General features: G+C 63.3%; 21 protein-coding genes and 1 tRNA gene. 8 read left to right on the forward strand and 14 right to left on the reverse strand.

Annotated elements, in window-relative coordinates; all coding sequences use genetic code 11:
• Positions 1–24: 24 nt before the first annotated feature.
• On the reverse strand, positions 25–1,275 hold the full coding sequence (locus H0O22_RS08285) for a lipid-A-disaccharide synthase-related protein (RefSeq protein WP_185186221.1): 1,251 nt from the start codon (positions 1,273–1,275) through the stop codon (positions 25–27).
• Between the two features lie 43 nt (positions 1,276–1,318).
• On the opposite strand from H0O22_RS08285, the gene H0O22_RS08290 reads away from it, so the two are divergent.
• Positions 1,319–1,389, forward strand: a tRNA-Cys gene (locus tag H0O22_RS08290).
• Positions 1,390–1,419: 30 nt separating this feature from the next.
• On the opposite strand, the gene H0O22_RS08295 is transcribed toward H0O22_RS08290, so the two are convergent.
• Positions 1,420–1,917 carry a hypothetical protein gene (locus H0O22_RS08295; protein ID WP_185186222.1) on the reverse strand — a complete coding sequence of 166 codons (498 nt, stop codon included), beginning with the start codon at positions 1,915–1,917 and terminating at the stop codon, positions 1,420–1,422.
• Positions 1,914–2,087 (reverse strand): hypothetical protein, encoded by a 174-nt coding sequence (locus H0O22_RS08300; protein WP_185186223.1) that lies wholly within the window; start codon positions 2,085–2,087, stop codon positions 1,914–1,916. The genes H0O22_RS08295 and H0O22_RS08300 overlap by 4 nt, the downstream gene beginning before the upstream one ends.
• A gap of 25 nt (positions 2,088–2,112) precedes the next feature.
• Here H0O22_RS08300 and H0O22_RS08305 point away from each other — a divergent pair, with 25 nt between their 5' ends.
• Positions 2,113–3,093: an aldo/keto reductase gene (locus tag H0O22_RS08305; protein ID WP_185186224.1), complete on the forward strand. Its 981-nt coding sequence runs from the start codon at positions 2,113–2,115 to the stop codon at positions 3,091–3,093.
• Between the two features lie 3 nt (positions 3,094–3,096).
• On the opposite strand, the gene H0O22_RS08310 is transcribed toward H0O22_RS08305, so the two are convergent.
• Positions 3,097–3,798, reverse strand: coding sequence for a 2-hydroxyacyl-CoA dehydratase (locus H0O22_RS08310; protein WP_185186225.1), 702 nt, complete (start codon positions 3,796–3,798; stop codon positions 3,097–3,099).
• 175 nt (positions 3,799–3,973) lie between these two features.
• Entirely contained in the window at positions 3,974–5,008 is a 1,035-nt protein-coding gene (gene purM, locus H0O22_RS08315) for a phosphoribosylformylglycinamidine cyclo-ligase (RefSeq protein WP_185186226.1), read from the reverse strand.
• A gap of 387 nt (positions 5,009–5,395) precedes the next feature.
• Between purM and H0O22_RS08320 the strand changes: the two genes are divergently transcribed.
• Both H0O22_RS08320 and H0O22_RS08325 read left to right on the forward strand, forming a co-directional pair.
• Positions 5,396–5,914 (forward strand): septal ring lytic transglycosylase RlpA family protein, encoded by a 519-nt coding sequence (locus H0O22_RS08320; RefSeq protein WP_185186227.1) that lies wholly within the window; start codon positions 5,396–5,398, stop codon positions 5,912–5,914.
• Positions 5,915–5,930: 16 nt separating this feature from the next.
• Complete coding sequence (locus H0O22_RS08325; protein WP_185186228.1) at positions 5,931–7,487, forward strand: bifunctional pantoate--beta-alanine ligase/(d)CMP kinase; 1,557 nt, start codon at positions 5,931–5,933, stop codon at positions 7,485–7,487.
• Here the strand turns inward: H0O22_RS08325 and H0O22_RS08330 are convergent.
• From H0O22_RS08330 to H0O22_RS08350, 5 genes are all read right to left on the reverse strand, one after another.
• Complete coding sequence (locus tag H0O22_RS08330; RefSeq protein ID WP_185186229.1) at positions 7,484–7,963, reverse strand: low molecular weight protein-tyrosine-phosphatase; 480 nt, start codon at positions 7,961–7,963, stop codon at positions 7,484–7,486. The genes H0O22_RS08325 and H0O22_RS08330 overlap by 4 nt on opposite strands.
• Positions 7,960–8,520: a HEAT repeat domain-containing protein gene (locus H0O22_RS08335; protein ID WP_185186230.1), complete on the reverse strand. Its 561-nt coding sequence runs from the start codon at positions 8,518–8,520 to the stop codon at positions 7,960–7,962. Before H0O22_RS08335 ends, H0O22_RS08330 begins: the two co-directional genes overlap by 4 nt.
• A 65-nt stretch (positions 8,521–8,585) precedes the next feature.
• Positions 8,586–9,440 carry a HEAT repeat domain-containing protein gene (locus H0O22_RS08340; protein ID WP_185186231.1) on the reverse strand — a complete coding sequence of 285 codons (855 nt, stop codon included), beginning with the start codon at positions 9,438–9,440 and terminating at the stop codon, positions 8,586–8,588.
• Positions 9,441–9,453: 13 nt separating this feature from the next.
• Positions 9,454–9,942 carry a phycocyanin subunit alpha gene (gene cpcA / locus H0O22_RS08345; RefSeq protein WP_185186232.1) on the reverse strand — a complete coding sequence of 163 codons (489 nt, stop codon included), beginning with the start codon at positions 9,940–9,942 and terminating at the stop codon, positions 9,454–9,456.
• A gap of 39 nt (positions 9,943–9,981) precedes the next feature.
• Positions 9,982–10,500 (reverse strand): phycocyanin subunit beta, encoded by a 519-nt coding sequence (locus H0O22_RS08350; protein ID WP_185186233.1) that lies wholly within the window; start codon positions 10,498–10,500, stop codon positions 9,982–9,984.
• Positions 10,501–10,765: 265 nt separating this feature from the next.
• Between H0O22_RS08350 and hemH the strand changes: the two genes are divergently transcribed.
• Entirely contained in the window at positions 10,766–11,941 is a 1,176-nt protein-coding gene (gene hemH / locus H0O22_RS08355; RefSeq protein WP_185186234.1) for a ferrochelatase, read from the forward strand.
• Here the strand turns inward: hemH and H0O22_RS08360 are convergent.
• From H0O22_RS08360 to H0O22_RS08375, 4 genes are read right to left on the reverse strand one after another with little or no spacing between them, the layout of a single operon-like run.
• Positions 11,938–12,735, reverse strand: coding sequence for a phycoerythrobilin:ferredoxin oxidoreductase (locus H0O22_RS08360; RefSeq protein ID WP_185186235.1), 798 nt, complete (start codon positions 12,733–12,735; stop codon positions 11,938–11,940). The genes hemH and H0O22_RS08360 overlap by 4 nt on opposite strands.
• 5 nt (positions 12,736–12,740) lie before the next feature.
• Positions 12,741–13,442 carry a 15,16-dihydrobiliverdin:ferredoxin oxidoreductase gene (locus H0O22_RS08365; RefSeq protein ID WP_185186236.1) on the reverse strand — a complete coding sequence of 234 codons (702 nt, stop codon included), beginning with the start codon at positions 13,440–13,442 and terminating at the stop codon, positions 12,741–12,743.
• On the reverse strand, positions 13,435–14,052 hold the full coding sequence (locus H0O22_RS08370) for a phycobiliprotein lyase (protein WP_255439233.1): 618 nt from the start codon (positions 14,050–14,052) through the stop codon (positions 13,435–13,437). Before H0O22_RS08370 ends, H0O22_RS08365 begins: the two co-directional genes overlap by 8 nt.
• Positions 14,053–14,055: 3 nt before the next feature.
• Positions 14,056–14,271 carry a hypothetical protein gene (locus tag H0O22_RS08375; protein ID WP_185186237.1) on the reverse strand — a complete coding sequence of 72 codons (216 nt, stop codon included), beginning with the start codon at positions 14,269–14,271 and terminating at the stop codon, positions 14,056–14,058.
• Positions 14,272–14,640: 369 nt separating this feature from the next.
• Between H0O22_RS08375 and cpeB the strand changes: the two genes are divergently transcribed.
• The 3 genes from cpeB to H0O22_RS08390 all read left to right on the forward strand — a co-directional run bounded on the left by cpeB (position 14,641) and on the right by H0O22_RS08390 (position 16,536).
• A complete protein-coding gene (gene cpeB / locus H0O22_RS08380) occupies positions 14,641–15,195 on the forward strand; it encodes a class 1 C-phycoerythrin subunit beta (protein ID WP_185186238.1) in 555 nt (184 codons plus the stop codon).
• Positions 15,196–15,251: 56 nt separating this feature from the next.
• Complete coding sequence (gene cpeA / locus H0O22_RS08385; protein WP_011932400.1) at positions 15,252–15,746, forward strand: class 1 C-phycoerythrin subunit alpha; 495 nt, start codon at positions 15,252–15,254, stop codon at positions 15,744–15,746.
• 172 nt (positions 15,747–15,918) lie between these two features.
• A complete protein-coding gene (locus tag H0O22_RS08390) occupies positions 15,919–16,536 on the forward strand; it encodes a HEAT repeat domain-containing protein (protein ID WP_185186239.1) in 618 nt (205 codons plus the stop codon).
• The last annotated feature ends 66 nt before the right edge of the window (positions 16,537–16,602 follow it).

Below are 16,602 nucleotides of genomic sequence, written 5' to 3' on the forward strand. Positions count from 1 at the left end.
ACGCGGCGGTTGATCAAGCCACCATCATCCCGTTGCGCCGTCCGCGCCCCCCAGGAGGCGCTCCTCGATGGCCCGCGACAGGGCGACGCTGCCCCCCGCCGTCCCCATCCGCTGGATCCCGATGGCACCCAGCTGACGGGCGAAGTCCGGCTGGCTGAGCAAGATCTCCGCCCGCTCGGCCAGAGCGGCCTGAGAGCGGCAAACCCGCACCGAACCGCCCAGCAGACGACTCTGGCGTTCCGCAAAACCCCGCTTGAACTGCGGGCCCGGCCCGGGCAGCGAGAGCGCCGGGATCCCAAGCCCCACCAACTGCTCGGTGGCCGTTCCCGCGGAGGCCAGGCCCAGCTCAGCCCAGCCCGCCCAACGGGAGAAACAACCGGGCCCCACCAAGAGCAGGCGCGCTCCACGGGCCCAGACCGCAGCGGCCCCCAAATCCGCGAGGGCCTCCGGAGGGGCGATGGGCTCAAAACCCAGACCCTGCAGCAGCGGCTCCCATTCATGGGGAGCAGGACGGGAACCGGTCGGAGCGAGCACCAACAGGGGCTCCTCGCAGCGCACCTCAGCCAGGGCCTCCAGCAGGCGCCTGAGGTTGCCGGTCGCCTCCGGCATGCGGCTGCCACCCAGGAGGAGCAGCCGCCGCCACTGCCGCAGCGCCAGCGGCAGGGTGCCCACATCGATGCCATCCATCATCGGATTGCCGGGGGCGCTGGCGGCCACGCCGTGGCGCCGCAGGCCGCGGGCCGTGAGCCGATCCCGCATCGCCACCAGGCGGCAGCGCCCGCCGCGCATCAGCGCCCACTCCCAGGGGTCCCACTCGCTGCCCTTGAGGCGGTGGCAGAGGGCCGCGATCCCAGGCGCGCCGGCCCAGGTGTAGTCGCTCTTGGGGGTGCCGATGAAGCCGTAGGAGCCGCCCCCCGACCAGGCCAGCAGCAGGGGCAGCAGATCCCCCACCGCAAGGACGGGATCACCCCCCTCGCCCCAGCGGCGCACAAAGCGCCACTGGCGCAGGGTCAAACCGAGCACCCCCGCCCAAAGATCCGCCAGCAGGCCCCGCAGGCTCTGGTTGCTAAAGCCACCGCTGGGCAGCTGGCGGCGAGGGCCCACCCGGCGCAGCACCCCTTGCTCTTCAGCCCCGCGATAGGCCGCACCGTCTCCCACCATCGGCAATACCGCGACTTCGATGTCGGGGCGGCGCTGCTTCAAGGCCTGGATCACCCTCAGGGCAATCAGGTCTTCCCCATGGCCGTTGCTCAAGACCAGCAGGCGGCCAGGCATCCCGTGACTGATACGATCCGTCCCTGGGAGTTTGCTCCCAAGCGGCGGCATGGCCAAGTGGTAAGGCAGAGGATTGCAAATCCTTTACCCCCAGTTCGAATCTGGGTGCCGCCTTTCAATTCCGTTGCGCGTTGATCGCGGAGCTCAACGCAATTGCGCGTCGGCCGACCAGCGCTCGCCGTAGTGGGTCTTGGCGTCGCAGTGGGCCTGCTCGCCATCGATGCTGCAGGTCCCCGCCACCGGAAGGGTTTTCGGGAGGCCCACCACCAGTCCCCGGGGGTTGAACTGCGCCAAACGCAACAGCCGCACGCGCAGCACAACGGAGCCGTCGAGCTCGCAGACCCCATCACGGCAGCGCAGGGGAGCCCCGGCGCTGGCCCGCTCCCCCACAAAACTCACCTCCTGCAGGAGCTCTTGATCAGGGACCGGCGTCAGCAAGCTCACGCGCAGCACGGAGGCATTGCGCTGGTCGACCCGCAAGCTGCGGCAGGGGCTGGGGGCCTGGCCAAAGAGGGCCAGCTCACACCGCCGGGGATCCACCTGCCAACGCCCAAATCCCTGCTGCCGCTCCTGGGCGGCCGCTGCAGGGCCAAGGGTGCCCAGGAGCGGCAGCAGGACCAGCAGCGCTCGAGGGGTCCTCAATAGCCGGAATCCGCCACGCACATCCCGATGCAGACCAGACCGTTGTTGGCCGTGCGGCCGCAGTGACCGCAGAGCACGGGGTCCTCCTCCTTTCGCTCCGAGGTGGTCTCCGCTGCCTGGGGTGGCAGCGCGCTGGTCTCAGCAGCCGAGCTGGGCAGAGAATTCAGCACAGTGCAAGTCCGCGACGGCTCGATCATGACAAGAGAGGCGGACCAACCGGGCATCGGGGTGGGCACCTGGGCCTGGGGAAACCAGTTCCTCTGGGGCTACGACCCCAAGCGGGACGACGCCCTGCTGGAGCGAACCTTCCGGCGCTGCCTTGAGCTGGACTTCCGCTTCTTCGACACCGCGGACTCCTATGGGACCGGGCACCTGAACGGCCGTAGCGAAGAGCTGTTGGGGCGATTCGCCATGCAGGCCAGCCCCAGCCAGCGGGAGCAGCTCTGCCTGGCCACCAAGTTGGCCCCCTTCCCCTGGCGCCTCGGCCGGAGGGGCTATGCGAAAGCCTTTGCCGCCTCCCAGCGGCGGCTGCAGGGGCAGATGAAACGGGTGCAGCTCCACTGGAGCACCGCGCGCTACGCCCCCTGGCAGGAGCCAGCACTGATTGATGGCCTGGCGGATCTCGTGGAAAGCGGAGCGGTGGCCAGCCTGGGGCTCTCGAACATGGGCCCCAAGCGCCTGCGCAGCGTCCACCGGCAGCTCCAGGGGCGCGGTATCCCCATCAGCAGCCTGCAGGTGCAGTTCTCCCTGCTGGCCCCGCAACCCCTCGAAGACGAAGGCATCGTCTCCACCTGCCGAGAGCTGGGGATTGAGCTGATTGCCTACAGCCCCTTGGCCCTTGGGCTTCTGGGCCGCAGCGCGCAGGACCCCAGGCCGATGCCGAAAGGGACCCGCGGCAACCTCTTCCGCCGCCTGGAGACCTCCCTGGCTCCCCTCCGCCAAACCATGGCTGAGATTGCCGCCGGGCGCCCCGGAGGCCTGGGGGCGGTCGCCCTGAATTGGTGCCGGGCCCACGGAGCCATGCCGATCCCAGGCATGCGCAGCCCAGAGCAGGTTGAGCAAGCGGCGGCGGCCCGTCGCTGGAGCCTCACGGAAGGTGAACGGGACGCCCTCGATCAGCTGGCCCGTCAGGACGGCGCGGCGCGGATGCCGGCCAATCCCTTCCAGAGCGCCTAGCGCTCAGTCGCCGCCCATCTCGGGAGAAGGATCGGGAGTCAAGACCACGGTCATCTGTTCCCGCTCAGGCGGCTGGGGGGTCTCGATGCGGCGGACCATCGGCACGACCCGGGCCCGGGGGGGCTCAGGGGCAACGGGCTCAGGCGGCTGGGGTTGGACCTCCTCGGCCGGCTCACTCGGGCCTTCGTCACAGGCGGAGAGGGCCTCCTGCAACAGCGAGTCGAAGGTGGCACCGGGAAGACGGTGCCGGGCGATCTCCAGGAAGGCGCGGGCCAAGGATTCACCGGCGGCCGCCTTCAAGGCGGGATTGGTCCGGCGCTGCTCCTGCTCCTCTTCCACCGCACGGATAAAGCGCTCGGTGACGTCGCGCTTGGTGGCCGCGCGGATGCGCGTTTCCTGCTCCTGGGGGTTGAGGCTGAGCTGTTGCTCGAGCTCCTCAAGGCGCCGGCAGAGGCTCTCCATCACCTCTTTTGCTTCCTTGCCCACATGGGCGAGCTGGCCATCGGAGAGACGCGGCAGGTCGGCCACGAACACCTTGCCGTGGTCCCTCAGGGTCAAGAAAGTAGGACGAACATTGCTACGGCCCGGGTAGGGCTCGCGGCGCAGGGGACGATTGGGAGCAACGGGGCCCGCGGAGCTGCGGCGTCGAGTGATGCGCCCGGAATTACCTACGAAAGCAGACGAAGATTGCACGTTGAAAGACATCTCAAACAACCCTATAAACAACAGAACCTTGAACAGAGAGAAATCTGAACAACGGCCAATAGAACTGAATTACGGAACAACCACAAAACAGCTTGCGCGGAACCTAGACAACAACAAGAGGCTGTAGCCGGGATCTTGCATGACTGAAGCAATCTGGCAGGTCTAGACCGCCGCTTCAGTACGGCAAACCCGCCAACGGCTCAGCGCCGGCCTCGCCGGCCTCCACGCTGCCCAGCAACCAGGCACGGTGCCCGGCCTCCTGACAGACGGCGATGGCGCGCTCCGCCTCGGCCTCCGGCAGCACCAGAGCCAAGCCCACTCCGAGGTTGAAGGTGTTCCAGAGATCGCGCTCCGGCACTTCACCCTTCTCCTGCAACCAACGGAAGAGAGCGGGACGCTCCCAGCTGCTTGGGTCAATGCGGCCATGGACACCGGCGGGCAGCGTCCGCGGCAGGTTCTCCGGCAGACCGCCACCGGTGATGTGGGCCATTCCATGCAGGTCCAGCCCGTCCTGCAGCAGGCGCTGCACCAAGGACGGATAGAGCACCGTGGGCTCCAGCAGGGCATCCAGCACAGGCAGCCCCTCCCCCTCGAGCGGCGTGGAGGCGGTCACCCCGTGGGCCTCCAGGATCCGGCGCACCAAGCTGAAGCCATTGCTGTGAACACCGCTACTGGCCACAGCCACGATGCGATCACCGGCTTGCACGCGGCGGCCATCAATGAGCGCGTCCTCATCGACCACCGCCACGCAAAAACCAGCCAGGTCGTAGCGGCCCGGGCCGTAGAACCCCGGCATTTCGGCGGTCTCTCCGCCGAGGAGCGCGCAGCCGCTCTGGCGGCAGCCGTCGGCGATGCCCTCCACCACTTCAGCCATGGCCTCGGGCGTGAGCTTCCCGGTGGCGATGTAATCCAGGAAAAACAGCGGCTGAGCCCCGCTTGTCACCACGTCGTTGACGCACATCGCGACGAGGTCAATGCCAACCCCGTGGTGGCGGCCATGGGCCTGGGCCAACTCCAACTTGGTCCCAACCCCATCGGTTCCTGAAACCAACAGGGGCTTCTTGATCCCCTCAGGAATGCGGCAGAGCCCACCAAATCCCCCCAGGCCACCGACCACCTCCGGCCGACGGGTGGACTCAACACTGGAGCGGATGCGCTCGACAAACGCACGCCCAGCCACCACATCAACACCAGCAGTGCGGTAGTCCATGCCCTAGACGGCCCATCTCTTCTTCTGATCCTGCCCCCTCAGCCACCCCAAGACGCCAAAAACAAGTGGACAATCCCCAGATTGCACCACGCTTCAATCAGCTGAACTGATCAAAGCGATTGCCACCGCCAATGCCGGACTGGCAATTCATGAGCCCGAAGCCCTGCCGAGGAAAGAGTTTCCCGGCGTGATTGCCAATCCTGATGAATGCCAGCCGGTCAATGTGTCAGGAGACGTTGATGCAACTCCGACTAACTTTCAGCTGACCTTTTACGTCTTGAGGAACACCTCCGCGCATTCGCTACAGAAACAACGCGTTTTTGTCGCCTTTGCCATCGAGTTGAAATCCAGCCAGTCGCGTCCCCGTGACTAGGTGTTCCGGTTGTTATGCGTCGTCTCCTTTTCCTCGGCGGATTTGCGCTCCTGCTCTCTGGAAGCAGCAATGCCAATCCGGTGCTGGCCACCAAGAGCCCAGCGATCCCCGAGATCCCCGCGGCGAAGACCGTTGCCCTGAGCAACGTTGAAACCCCAGGAACCGAGTCCGATGCCCTGAAGAAGCCCGCAGCCCCGGCTCTTCCCATTGCGACTCCCTCCGCACCCCGTGTTCGCTCCGTGAGCACCGGCGAAGCCAGCTGGTATGGCCCTGGCTTCTACGGCAACCGCACCGCCAGCGGTGAAGTCTTCCGCCCCGGAACCCTGACGGCGGCCCACCGGACCCTTCCGTTTGGCACCAAGGTGCGTGTCACCAACCTCTGGAACGGCCGCAGCGCCGTTGTCCGCATCAATGACCGGGGCCCCTTCCACGGCCGCCGGGTGATTGACCTGGCCCACGGAGCCGCCAGCCAGCTCGGCCTGATCTCCAGCGGAATCGCCCAGGTGAAGCTCGAAGTGCTGCAAGCTCAGTAGGGATTCGCCCCTCGCTGTGCAGCTGCTGCAAACGCGCGCCGAGCTCGAGGCCTGGCGCAACGGCTCCGCTGAACGCCCCCTGCACTGCGTTCCCACCATGGGGGCCTTGCATGGGGGCCACGGCAGCCTGATCCAACGCGCCGGCAGAGCGGCCCCTGGGGACGCCAAGCCCCTGGTGCTCACCAGCGTGTTCGTGAACCCGCTGCAGTTTGGGCCCAACGAAGACTTCACCCGCTATCCGCGCTGCCTGGAGGCCGATCTCCAACTCGCTGAAGCGGCCGGCGCCGATGCGCTCTTCGCCCCCAGTGTCGAGGAGATCTATCCGGGGGGCGAGCACGAGCTCACCCGAATCCAACCGCCACCGTCCCTACAGGAGGGGCTCTGCGGCCGGCACAGGCCGGGCCATTTCGACGGGGTGGCCACGGTGGTCGTCCGTCTCTTGGCCCTCATCCGTCCCCAGGTCCTGCTGCTCGGGGAGAAGGACTGGCAGCAACTGGTCATCCTCAGACGGGTCATCCGCGACTTGGCTCTCCCGGTCCAGGTCTGGGGGTGCCCCACCCTGCGGGAGAGCGATGGTCTGGCCATGAGCTCCCGCAATCGCTACCTGTCAAGCGACGAGCGACGGCAGGCTGCCGTCCTGCCTCATGCCCTGCTGCAAGCAGCCACCCGCTGCCTGCAGCAGCCGGGCCTCGACCTCGCCCCCGTGCAAGCCGACGTCCATCAGGCCCTGGAGGGCGCGGGCATGGTGGTGGACTATGTGGAGGCCGTGAAGCCTCTGTGCCTCCAGGCCCAACCCCGTCTCAGCGGACTCACCGTGCTGGCGGTGGCGGCCCACTGCGGCCCCAGCCGACTGATTGACCACGTCTTTCTCATGAGCCGAGCCCCAATCGTTGCCATCGATGGCCCTGCCGGTGCCGGCAAAAGCACGGTGACCCGCGCCTTTGCCGAACGGCTCGGCTTGATCTATCTCGACACCGGAGCGATGTATCGCGCCGTGACCTGGCTTGTGCAAGAGCGCGGCGTCGAGCCCAGCAATGCCGAAGCGGTCGCCCCCCTGCTGGCGGGCCTCGACCTGCAGCTCAGCAGCGGCGGCGGCGGCCAACGGGTCAGCGTCAACGGGGTCGATGTCACCGAGGCCATCCGCTCACCGGAGGTCACCGCCCAGGTCTCCGTGGTCGCCGCCCATGGCTGCGTCCGCGAGGCCCTGACCCAGCAGCAACAGGCGATGGGCGCCCGCGGTGGCCTGGTGGCGGAAGGACGGGACATCGGCACGGCTGTCTTCCCCGACGCCGAGCTGAAGGTGTTTCTGACCGCCACCGTGAGCGAGCGGGCCCGCCGGCGGGCCCTCGATCTCGAACAGCGTGGTTTTGAGGTGCCGGAGCGGGCCGATCTCGAAGCGCAGATTGCCGAGCGGGACCACCTGGATTCCACCCGGGCCGTAGCCCCCCTGACCCAGGCGGAGGATGCCCTCGAGCTGATCACCGATGGCATGCCCATCGACGCCGTGATTCAGCGGCTCGTGGATCTCTTCCGCGAGCGCGTCCCCCACGACGCCTGGCCGGATCCCAACTAATCGCGCGTCAGGGTCTCGAGCAAACCTGAACAGGCGTCTTCGAGCAGATCGAGGACGTGCTCAAACCCCTGCTCACCGCCGTAGTAGGGGTCAGGGACCTCCTTGTCGCCAAAACGTCGGCAATGGCTGGTCATCGACTCCACCAGCGCGAGGTCAGAGCGGGCTCCGAGTTCTCCGGCCAAGGAGCGGACCGCCCGCAAATTGTCCTCATCCATGGTGAGGATGCGATCGAAGTTGCTGAAGTCCGCCAGCTCGATCTGACGGGCACGGCTGGGGAGATGAATGCCGCGGCGCTCAGCGGCGGCGCGCATGCGCAGGTCCGCCGGGTTGCCGACATGCCAGCCGCCCGTGCCGGCGGAATCAACAAGGAACTGATTACTAAGACCACGTTCCTCAAGCAAATGCAAGAAAACACCTTCGGCTGCTGGTGAGCGGCAGATGTTGCCAAGGCAGACAAACAACAGTTTTTGGGTCATCCGGCATTGAGGCGTTGGAGGGCTTTCGAAGCCCGAAGGCGCACAACCTTGACACGTTCAGTCATTCCCGTTCGTTCCCGCAGGCTCTGGATGGCCTGATCCTCGAATGCTCCAGTTGACAAAAGGCGCTCCAAGCTTGCACAGCAGGAATATCGAACAACCCATTCGCTGTCCTGGGTGCCGTGGTTCAGCGCATGAACGCAACGTTGTCGCTGACTGCTGATCTCCATTGCTGTACCCCTCAACCTCAGGTTGCCGAGCCCCTTGGCGGCTGCTCTTCTGACGCTCGGGCCGATGTCGTTGCAGAGGGCCTCAATCAGGGCGTCCAAAGCACAACTATCCGCAATCTCGGCGAGGGCTCGAACAGACCATGCTCTTGCTCCGTAATTTTGCGGGTCGAGGCGGTCCAGGATTTGTGGAGCGGCTTCAGGCCCTAAGGCCACAAGGCCGCTAAAGGCGATACCCGCCAAGGCGGGGTTGTTGAACCCAATGACCTCAAGCAGCTTTGGAATCGCACCCATGTGCTTACAACGAACGAGTGCAGCGGTTGCCTGCATGAGCTCAGCACTTGTCGTGGCCGCATCCACGGAAGCAATTGCTTGTGCCAGCTCGGAACCAGATGTCATAGGAGCTGGTCCATCGCTTGGAGCACCATTTGGCAGGCCTGCTCGTCGGTCATACCTAAGGGCTCATGGCCGCGGGGGTGTTCGGCAAGTCCACGTAAAGCAATCAATTTGATGCTGTTCTCAGTTGGGCTTTGACTGATCCAATCAAGGGCAGGAATCCAGCCGACCGCACCAAGGTCGAGCAGGACTCCACGTCGAACCAGCGTGGAAGAGCTTTGAAGAAGCGAGGGAAAATCAGTCGCCCACTTGGCATCAGCGGTGAGCAAAAGCATTGCTCTCAGCGATGCGGAGCGAATCAATGGCCTTAAGTCGCCGGTGAATCGAACCAGGGTCTCGATCACAGCTGCACTGGCATCCCCAAGATCTCCCAGTGCTTCGATCTGCGCCTCGATCAAGCGGTCGTTGGTGAGATCATCTGCATTCAGCTGGGAACAGATCACAGCAACAGATTCAAGCAACCCCTCTGAGGCGGCAGTACGCGTGGCTTCCTCGCGGATATTGCTGTCGTGGTGAATCAAGCAGCTGAGGATTTCCTCTCGGGCTGAGCTGGAATCGAGATGGACCATGGCCCGCAGCACATTCAAGCCAAGGGTCCTGGAGTCCTCGTCTGGTTCTTCACCTGCGCTCAAGAGCTCCTGAAGAGCCTTCCGAAGCAGAGGGAGCGTGCGTGGGTGCAGGCTCCGTTCATGGCCAAGCCACCACGCGGCGTAATAGCGATCGGCAGCATCATCTCGTTGCTCAAGCCGCCTGAGCGCCTCCTCCTCGTCAATGGGCATTCCTTCCGAAGCAAAGGACTCCTGGGTCATTGCCATGGCAACAAAAAAGGCTCCCCGAGGGGAGCCTTGCAGCATCGCAGGCTTTGAATCAGACCAGTGCGTTGATGGCGTAGTCGATGTAGGTGTTGGCTTCGCCAGCAGCGTCGCCACTCAGACCGTGGTTGGACTTGATGTACTTCAGAGCCTCCACGTACCAGGAGGGGGAAAGCTCGAAGGTGCGGTTGATCTCATCAAGACCTGCCAGGAGGTAGTCATCCATGGGACCGGTGCCACCTGCCACGAGGCAGTAGGTGACCATGCGCAGGTAGTAACCGATGTCACGGGAGCACTTGGCCTTACCTTCCGCAGTAGCCGAATAATTCGAGCCCTGCATCTGGGTGGTGTAGGGGAACTTGCTGTACACGGCCTGTGCAGCACCGTTCACCAGGGTGTCGGCCTTAGCGGTGAGAGCTTTAGCAGCTTCGAGGCTGGCCTTAGCGCGATTGAAACGACCGAAAGCGCCTTGGATTTCGGTGTTGCCCAGGAAACGACCCTGGGAATCAGCAGCTGCAACAGCTTCGGTGAGAGGCGTCTTCATGACGGAGGAAGAAAAGGGTGGACGTGAACTGGTGCCGGATCAGGCAACAGCGGCAGCAGCACGGTCGAAGTAGGTGCCGATCTCGCTCATGAGGGCGGTGCAATCACCTTGGGTGATGCCGGACTTGTCATTGGCGATCGAGATGGCGGCTTCCTTCATCAGGTTCACGCCAGCGGCGACGGAAGCGCCGGGGGTGCCGAGGGCCAGGTAGGTCTCACGCAGACCATTCAGGCAGCGGTCTTCCATCACGGAAGCGTCGCCAGTGAAGATCGAGTAGGAGACGTAGCGAAGGATGATCTCCATATCGCGCAGGCAAGCAGCCATGCGGCGGGAGGTGTAAGCGTTGCCGCCAGGAGCGATCAGAGCGGGCTGCTGAGCGAACAGCTGGCGAGCAGCGGCCGACACGATGGTGGAGGCGTTGCTGGTGATGCGGTTGACGGCATCCAGACGCTTGTTGCTGTCGGAAACCATGGCGGCCAGAGCGTCAAGCTCGCCGGCGCCGATGAATTGGCCCCGGGCGTCGGCCTGGGCGACAACCTTGGTGAAGGCGTCGAACATGAGTTAACTCCTTTGGGCTTCGTCTGAGGGAGGGGACTGCAGACGCTATGGATGGGTCTGCCGGGAGGCATACCGCATCCCGTCGGTGTGATTGTCGCCACTGCCCAGTGCACACCTGCGAAGGCGTTCATAATGTTTAACCACCCCCTGGACGACTGAGCAGTGGTGGCGAGGGATGACAAGTTCTTGAGGTCCACGCGGTTTTCCGCCTGCCCCCCTTCAGGCCCTTTACGGTCGCTTTCATCGTTTGTCAGGGGATCCGGGCATGGCCAAGGTCGGCGTGGTGTTGCTGAACCTCGGCGGCCCTGAGCGCATTCAGGACGTCGGCCCCTTCCTCTACAACCTCTTCGCTGACCCGGAGATCATCCGGCTCCCCAACCCGGCACTCCAAAAACCCCTCGCCTGGCTCATCAGCAGCCTGCGCGCCGGCAAATCACAGGCCGCCTATCGCTCCATCGGCGGTGGTTCACCCCTGCGCCGCATCACCGAGCAGCAGGCACGGGAACTGCAGAGCACCCTGCGCCAACGCGGCATTGAGGCCACCAGCTACGTGGCCATGCGCTACTGGCACCCCTTCACTGAATCCGCCGTCGCCGACATCAAGGCCGACGGCATCGATGAGGTGGTGGTCCTCCCGCTCTATCCCCACTTCTCCATCAGCACCAGCGGCTCCAGCTTCCGCGAACTGCAACGCCTCCGCCAGGGCGATCCCTCCTTCTCCAAGCTCCCCATCCGCTGCATCCGCAGCTACTACAACGACCCCGGCTACATCGGGGCCATGGCCGAACTGATCGGCAAAGAAATCCAGGCTTGCCCCAACCCCGCTGACGCCCACGTCTTCTTCTCCGCCCACGGCGTCCCCAAGAGCTACGTCGAGGAAGCCGGTGATCCCTATCAAAAGGAGATCGAAACCTGCGCCCAGCTGATCATGGACAAGCTGGCCAGCGATCTCGGCCACTCCAATCCCTTCACCCTGGCCTACCAGAGCCGTGTGGGTCCGGTGGAATGGCTCAAGCCCTACACCGATGACGCCCTCAATGAGCTCGGTGAATCCGGCGTCAAAGACCTCGTCGTCGTCCCCATCAGCTTCGTCAGCGAGCACATCGAAACCCTCGAGGAAATCGATATCGAGTACCGCGAGATCGCAACGGAAGCCGGCATCACCAACTTCCGACGCGTACCCGCACTCGACACCACTCCCTCCTTTATCAATGGCCTCGCCAACCTCGTCCAACACGCCCTAGAAGGACCCGAGGTCAACCTCGATCAAGCCGCCGCTCTACCCACCAAGGTCAAGCTCTATCCCCAGGACAAGTGGGCCTGGGGCTGGAACAACAGCTCTGAGGTCTGGAACGGTCGCTTGGCCATGCTCGGCTTCTCCGCTTTCCTCCTTGAAATCCTCAGCGGACGCGGCCCGCTTCATGCCATCGGGCTGCTCTAGGCGGACTGGGACTGGAGATCGAAGAGAACATCGTGGATGTAAGCCTCGGTCCACTCCGAGCCATAGAAACGGCTGAGCATGCCTCGGGCCGGATCCTTCTCGGCGCGGTAGCGCGTGTAGCGCTTTTGGCCAGCCAGCAGCAGCTCTGATCGTTCCGCCGCCACTGGACTCGCGGCAGCCTCGAGCTTGAGATAAAGCTGCAAATACTCCTGAAAGGCCGGGCGGATCACGGCCTGAATCAGGTCATCACCCTCATCGCCAAGGGGAATCCGCGTCCAAAGAAATCCCGGGGAGAAGTAGGGCTGGGCCTCATCGGGTATGGGACCTCCGTCAGGCAAGGCCTGCTTCCACCGCTCAAAGATCGGCAGGAGCTCCGTCCAAACCGCTTCGGTGTGAAGGCGATCTCCCCGATCAACCGGCTGAAGATCCAAGGCCAGCAAGTGGCCATTGGGGAGGGTCACCAAATCAGCGCCAAAAAAGGGCAGGTCGTAGCGCGTCCTTGGGTTGATAACGAAGTTGAGCACCGAGGCCGCGCTCCCGGCAGACACGCAGGCGGCACGGACCTGGCGAAATTTCTCGGTCTGGCAAGCCCAGGTTGCTGTGGCCACAGGCAGCGGCTTGGCCTTGGATCCCGTCACCCCCTCACGGCTGAGGAACTGAGGATCAATGGGATAGGGCTCTGGCTCCAGCGGTTGCAGGGCGGCAACCGCTTCATCGAGAAACCCCTGCCAACGCCAACCGGGAAGTTGAACCGGGTCGAGGCTGGTCGCCCGTGGTGCCGCAGGACTAGACATCGGATTCAAAGGCGGGCGGGGAAAAGAAAGTCACTCAAAAAGGCATCGGCCCATGGCTTGCCGAAGTGGCTTGAGAAGAGTCCGTGGGCGGGGTCCCGCTCGGCGCTGTAGCGGTCGTATTCCAGTTGCAAGTCAGCGACCTCCCCGGCCTTGAGCTGGCCTTCTTCGCTGCAGGCGCGGTCGTGCATCTGCCAGTAGGCCGCCATGAACCCCTCAAACGCAGGAGGGAGTGAGGTCTGCGCTTCCTCGGCACCGCCGCGACAGAAAAGCAGCCAAGGGGAGAAGTACTGATTCGGGTCAAAGGAGCGCATGGTCTCCTCGCCACTGAGATCGGGGTACCGCTCATGCAGGGCGGTCAATTCCTTGTAATGGCGCTGGAGATAGGCCTCTCCTTGCTGCAGAGGCTGGAAGTCCAAGACGGCCACCAGCTTTTGACGGGCGCCAAACCACAGCAGATCCACGCCAAGAATCGGATGGTCCAGGCTGCAGTCGGGGTAGGCGACTGAGTTCAGGACCTGCAGGGTGTCGCCGGCATCCAGGCGTGTGACGCGCCAGCGGCGAAAGCCAGGAACAGCCCAGAGCCAGCTGCGAATGGTGCTGCTCTGCTTTTCTGACTGCTTGAACGCGAATTGAGCGTCGACCTCTTGCGCCTTGGCGCCACGCTCCTGGAGACCAGCGTGCAAATGCTCCAGAAATGGATCAAACATCACTCCCTCCTGCGGTCGAGTAGCGCGCAGCGAGTGCCTTGGCCTGGCGACGGGTCTCAGTCAAGTCATCGGCTGACGGACAGCGGAACTCGGTGCAATACGTCGTCATGGAGACCCCATCCAGGAATTGGACGGAACTCACGCGCATGCGCACCTGATCGGTGACAAACCAGCAGCGTTCAATTCCCACGTTGGTGTCGTAACGCGTCGTGATGGTGAGAACGCCGTCGTCGGCAAAGGCGTAAGTGCTCACCACCGATTTCTTCTCGACGTAACCGACGTCTCGAAGCAAAAAGCCCTTGCGGGGGTTGCCCTGTTCAGGCACATCGACGATGACGGCGGCGTAGTCGTCGTTTCGAACCGCTTTTTTGAGGTTGCTTTCCCACCAGAAGCGGCCTCCACCGGCGGCGCGGTCTATCGCCAGCTGGAGTGCGTCACAGACCCGCTGCACAACGGGGTCTGAGGCATCGAATGGCTCGATCACTAGATTGGAATCGGCCGCTTGATCGTCCTGATGGTCCAGGTGATGTATTGAGCGGCGGTTCAACCAGGTGCCGCGGCTGGCTTTGAGGAAGTCCGCCATGGTCATTGGCGGCACAAACGACGTCATCGCTCAGGCGTTGGTCATGATCTTTTGCTGCTTGAGCAGTTGCTCCAGCACCTCTTCGAGGCGTTGCAGTTCCGCATGCTCAGCAACAGTGGCGTCGATTCGCTTCTGCGGCAGCTTCAGCTTTTTCCCCATGGCGATCACGCCATCGCGCAGGCGGTTGCGGTACGCCTCGAGTTCTGCAATCGAGTCGTTCAGTTCTTGCAGCGTGGGTTCGGCCATCGGTGCTCAACGGTCGCACGATGGTAAGCCGCATCAGGGATCTGCTTGAGATGCCTTTCTGGTGTCCTACTAATTAACAGGTTTGGGTTGAAAAACCTGAATGCAAGCCGGAAAAGCGCTCTGCTTGCTCGCCAGATGCCCTTATCGCCGCTGCTGACATCTGCATCAACTCGCAATAAATGTCATCTAAGTGACGAAGCATTGCGTGAACACCCCCCTTTCGCAGGGGCAGCCCTTTGACCAAGTTACTTTTTCAGGGCGCTTCGCAGGCCAAGCCTGGTTCGTTGTATTCCCCCCTCAGCTCGAGGTGGGTGCTTCATTCCAAACCTGGCTTTCGAGAAGCAGTCCCTCCCCTTGTCTGGCTTTCCAATGCTCGACGCATTCTCCCGTTCCGTCGTCAGCGCTGACTCCAAAACTGCGGCTGTCGGTGCCGGCGATATCTCCGCTCTTCGTCAGTACGTTGCTGAAGGCAACAAGCGTCTCGACGCTGTCAACGCCATCACCTCCAATGCCTCCTGCATCGTGTCCGATGCAGTCACCGGCATGATCTGCGAGAACACTGGCCTGATCCAGGCTGGTGGTAACTGCTACCCCAACCGCCGCATGGCTGCTTGCCTGCGTGACGGCGAAATCGTTCTCCGCTACATCTCCTACGCCCTGCTGGCTGGCGATGCTTCCGTGCTGGATGACCGCTGCCTGAACGGCCTCAAGGAGACCTACATCGCTCTGGGCGTTCCCACCCAGTCCGCTGCCCGCGCTGTGGCCATCATGAAGGCCTCGGCCACCGCTCACATCGGTGAGACCAACACCCCTGCACTGGGTGGCACCAAGTTCCGCAAGATGGAGACCGCCCAAGGCGATTGCTCCGCTCTTGTTGCTGAGGCTGCCTCTTACTTCGATCGCGTGATCAGCGCCGTCGCCTGAGTCAACCGGGTTTTCCCATTTCCTCAACACCAACCTCCATCTAAAGGATCTCCACGATGAAATCCGTCGTCACCACCGTTGTGACCGCTGCTGACGCAGCCGGTCGCTTCCCCTCCCAGAACGACCTTGAGGCCGTCCAGGGCAACATCCAGCGTGCCGCCGCTCGTCTGGAAGCCGCTGAAAAGCTGGCTGCTGGCCTCGACGCCGTGACCAAGGAAGCTGGCGATGCCTGCTTCAATAAGTATCCCTATCTCAAGCAGCCCGGTGAAGCTGGTGAGAACCAGACCAAGGTGGACAAGTGCTACCGCGATCTGGGCCACTACCTGCGCCTGATCAACTACTGCCTCGTGGTTGGCGGCACCGGCCCTCTGGACGAGTGGGGCATCGCCGGAGCCCGTGAGGTGTACCGCACCCTGGGTCTTCCCACCGGTCCTTACGTCGAAGCTCTGACCTACACCCGCGATCGTGCTTGCGCACCTCGCGACATGAGCCCCCAGGCTCTGAACGAGTTCAAGTCCTACCTCGACTACGTGATCAACGCTCTCTCCTGAGCGCCTGTTTCGCGTCACTCATTCATAGAAATCAGGAGGCCGAAAGGCCTCCTTTTTTCATGCTTATGTCGACGGATGTCGTTCAACTTGGATGATGTTCATTGGCAGCAGTGCTCCACCTAGGCTGCAAGGAACCCTGATGTTCAGGGGGCTTTGCAGTTTTTGAGTTCTGATGACTTCGCAGTCGCAGGTTGAACGTCCTGATCTGGATGCGTTGTTTGCGGATCTGGCCCATCCCAACCCCCATCTGCAGACCCAGGCTTATTTGGCGATGGTTGACCATTGGCCAAACGAGTCGATGCCACGCCTCATCTCGCTGTTGGATCAACCCGATGTGTCCTTGCGTCGCGCTGCTGTGCGCGGTCTCGGAGCCTTTGGTGCGACAGCATTGCAACCCCTTGCGGAGCTGTTTGAAAACAGCACGGACGGCACGGTGCGCGCCAGCTGCGTGAAGGCCTACGCCCAGATTGCATCCAACTACCCGGATCAGACCTTCTCACCTGCCGCGATGGCTGTGCTGGAGAAGGCGCTGTCGGACGACTCCCCCGTGGTGTCGCAGTCGGCAGTGATGGCCCTTGGCCAGGTGGGTGTTCAAGCGCTTCCCTTGTTGATTCAGATCTGCAAGGGAGACAACATCGCCCATGTGCAGTCAGCTGCCATGGCGTTGGCTGAAATTCCTGATCCCAGTGCAGAAGCCTGTCTCAGAGAGGTGCTGGCTGATCCCTCCACCGATCCGCTGTGCCGGCAGATGGTGGAAGCCTCCCTCGGCCGACTTGAGAGCAGCCGATAAGCAAAAAATACGGGACAAAGGCCCCTCAGCCTTCGTCCCGTAGTTGCGCATGCAGTGCTCGACGCG

It is taken from the genome of Synechococcus sp. LTW-R (assembly GCF_014217875.1).
Taxonomy (GTDB): Bacteria; Cyanobacteriota; Cyanobacteriia; order PCC-6307; family Cyanobiaceae; genus Vulcanococcus.

Excerpts from the sequence above, each read along its gene's own strand:
- H0O22_RS08285 (WP_185186221.1), bottom strand. The coding sequence starts at position 1,275 with ATGCCTGGCCGCCTGCTGGTCTTGAGCAACGGCCATGGGGAAGACCTG.
- H0O22_RS08305 (WP_185186224.1), top strand. The coding sequence starts at position 2,113 with ATGACAAGAGAGGCGGACCAACCGGGCATCGGGGTGGGCACCTGGGCC.
- H0O22_RS08310 (WP_185186225.1), bottom strand. The coding sequence starts at position 3,798 with ATGTCTTTCAACGTGCAATCTTCGTCTGCTTTCGTAGGTAATTCCGGG.
- purM (WP_185186226.1), bottom strand. The coding sequence starts at position 5,008 with ATGGACTACCGCACTGCTGGTGTTGATGTGGTGGCTGGGCGTGCGTTT.
- H0O22_RS08320 (WP_185186227.1), top strand. The coding sequence starts at position 5,396 with ATGCGTCGTCTCCTTTTCCTCGGCGGATTTGCGCTCCTGCTCTCTGGA.
- H0O22_RS08330 (WP_185186229.1), bottom strand. The coding sequence starts at position 7,963 with ATGACCCAAAAACTGTTGTTTGTCTGCCTTGGCAACATCTGCCGCTCA.
- H0O22_RS08335 (WP_185186230.1), bottom strand. The coding sequence starts at position 8,520 with ATGCAGGCAACCGCTGCACTCGTTCGTTGTAAGCACATGGGTGCGATT.
- H0O22_RS08340 (WP_185186231.1), bottom strand. The coding sequence starts at position 9,440 with ATGCTGCAAGGCTCCCCTCGGGGAGCCTTTTTTGTTGCCATGGCAATG.
- cpcA (WP_185186232.1), bottom strand. The coding sequence starts at position 9,942 with ATGAAGACGCCTCTCACCGAAGCTGTTGCAGCTGCTGATTCCCAGGGT.
- H0O22_RS08350 (WP_185186233.1), bottom strand. The coding sequence starts at position 10,500 with ATGTTCGACGCCTTCACCAAGGTTGTCGCCCAGGCCGACGCCCGGGGC.
- hemH (WP_185186234.1), top strand. The coding sequence starts at position 10,766 with ATGGCCAAGGTCGGCGTGGTGTTGCTGAACCTCGGCGGCCCTGAGCGC.
- H0O22_RS08360 (WP_185186235.1), bottom strand. The coding sequence starts at position 12,735 with ATGTCTAGTCCTGCGGCACCACGGGCGACCAGCCTCGACCCGGTTCAA.
- H0O22_RS08365 (WP_185186236.1), bottom strand. The coding sequence starts at position 13,442 with ATGTTTGATCCATTTCTGGAGCATTTGCACGCTGGTCTCCAGGAGCGT.
- H0O22_RS08370 (WP_255439233.1), bottom strand. The coding sequence starts at position 14,052 with ATGACGTCGTTTGTGCCGCCAATGACCATGGCGGACTTCCTCAAAGCC.
- H0O22_RS08375 (WP_185186237.1), bottom strand. The coding sequence starts at position 14,271 with ATGGCCGAACCCACGCTGCAAGAACTGAACGACTCGATTGCAGAACTC.
- cpeB (WP_185186238.1), top strand. The coding sequence starts at position 14,641 with ATGCTCGACGCATTCTCCCGTTCCGTCGTCAGCGCTGACTCCAAAACT.
- cpeA (WP_011932400.1), top strand. The coding sequence starts at position 15,252 with ATGAAATCCGTCGTCACCACCGTTGTGACCGCTGCTGACGCAGCCGGT.
- H0O22_RS08390 (WP_185186239.1), top strand. The coding sequence starts at position 15,919 with ATGACTTCGCAGTCGCAGGTTGAACGTCCTGATCTGGATGCGTTGTTT.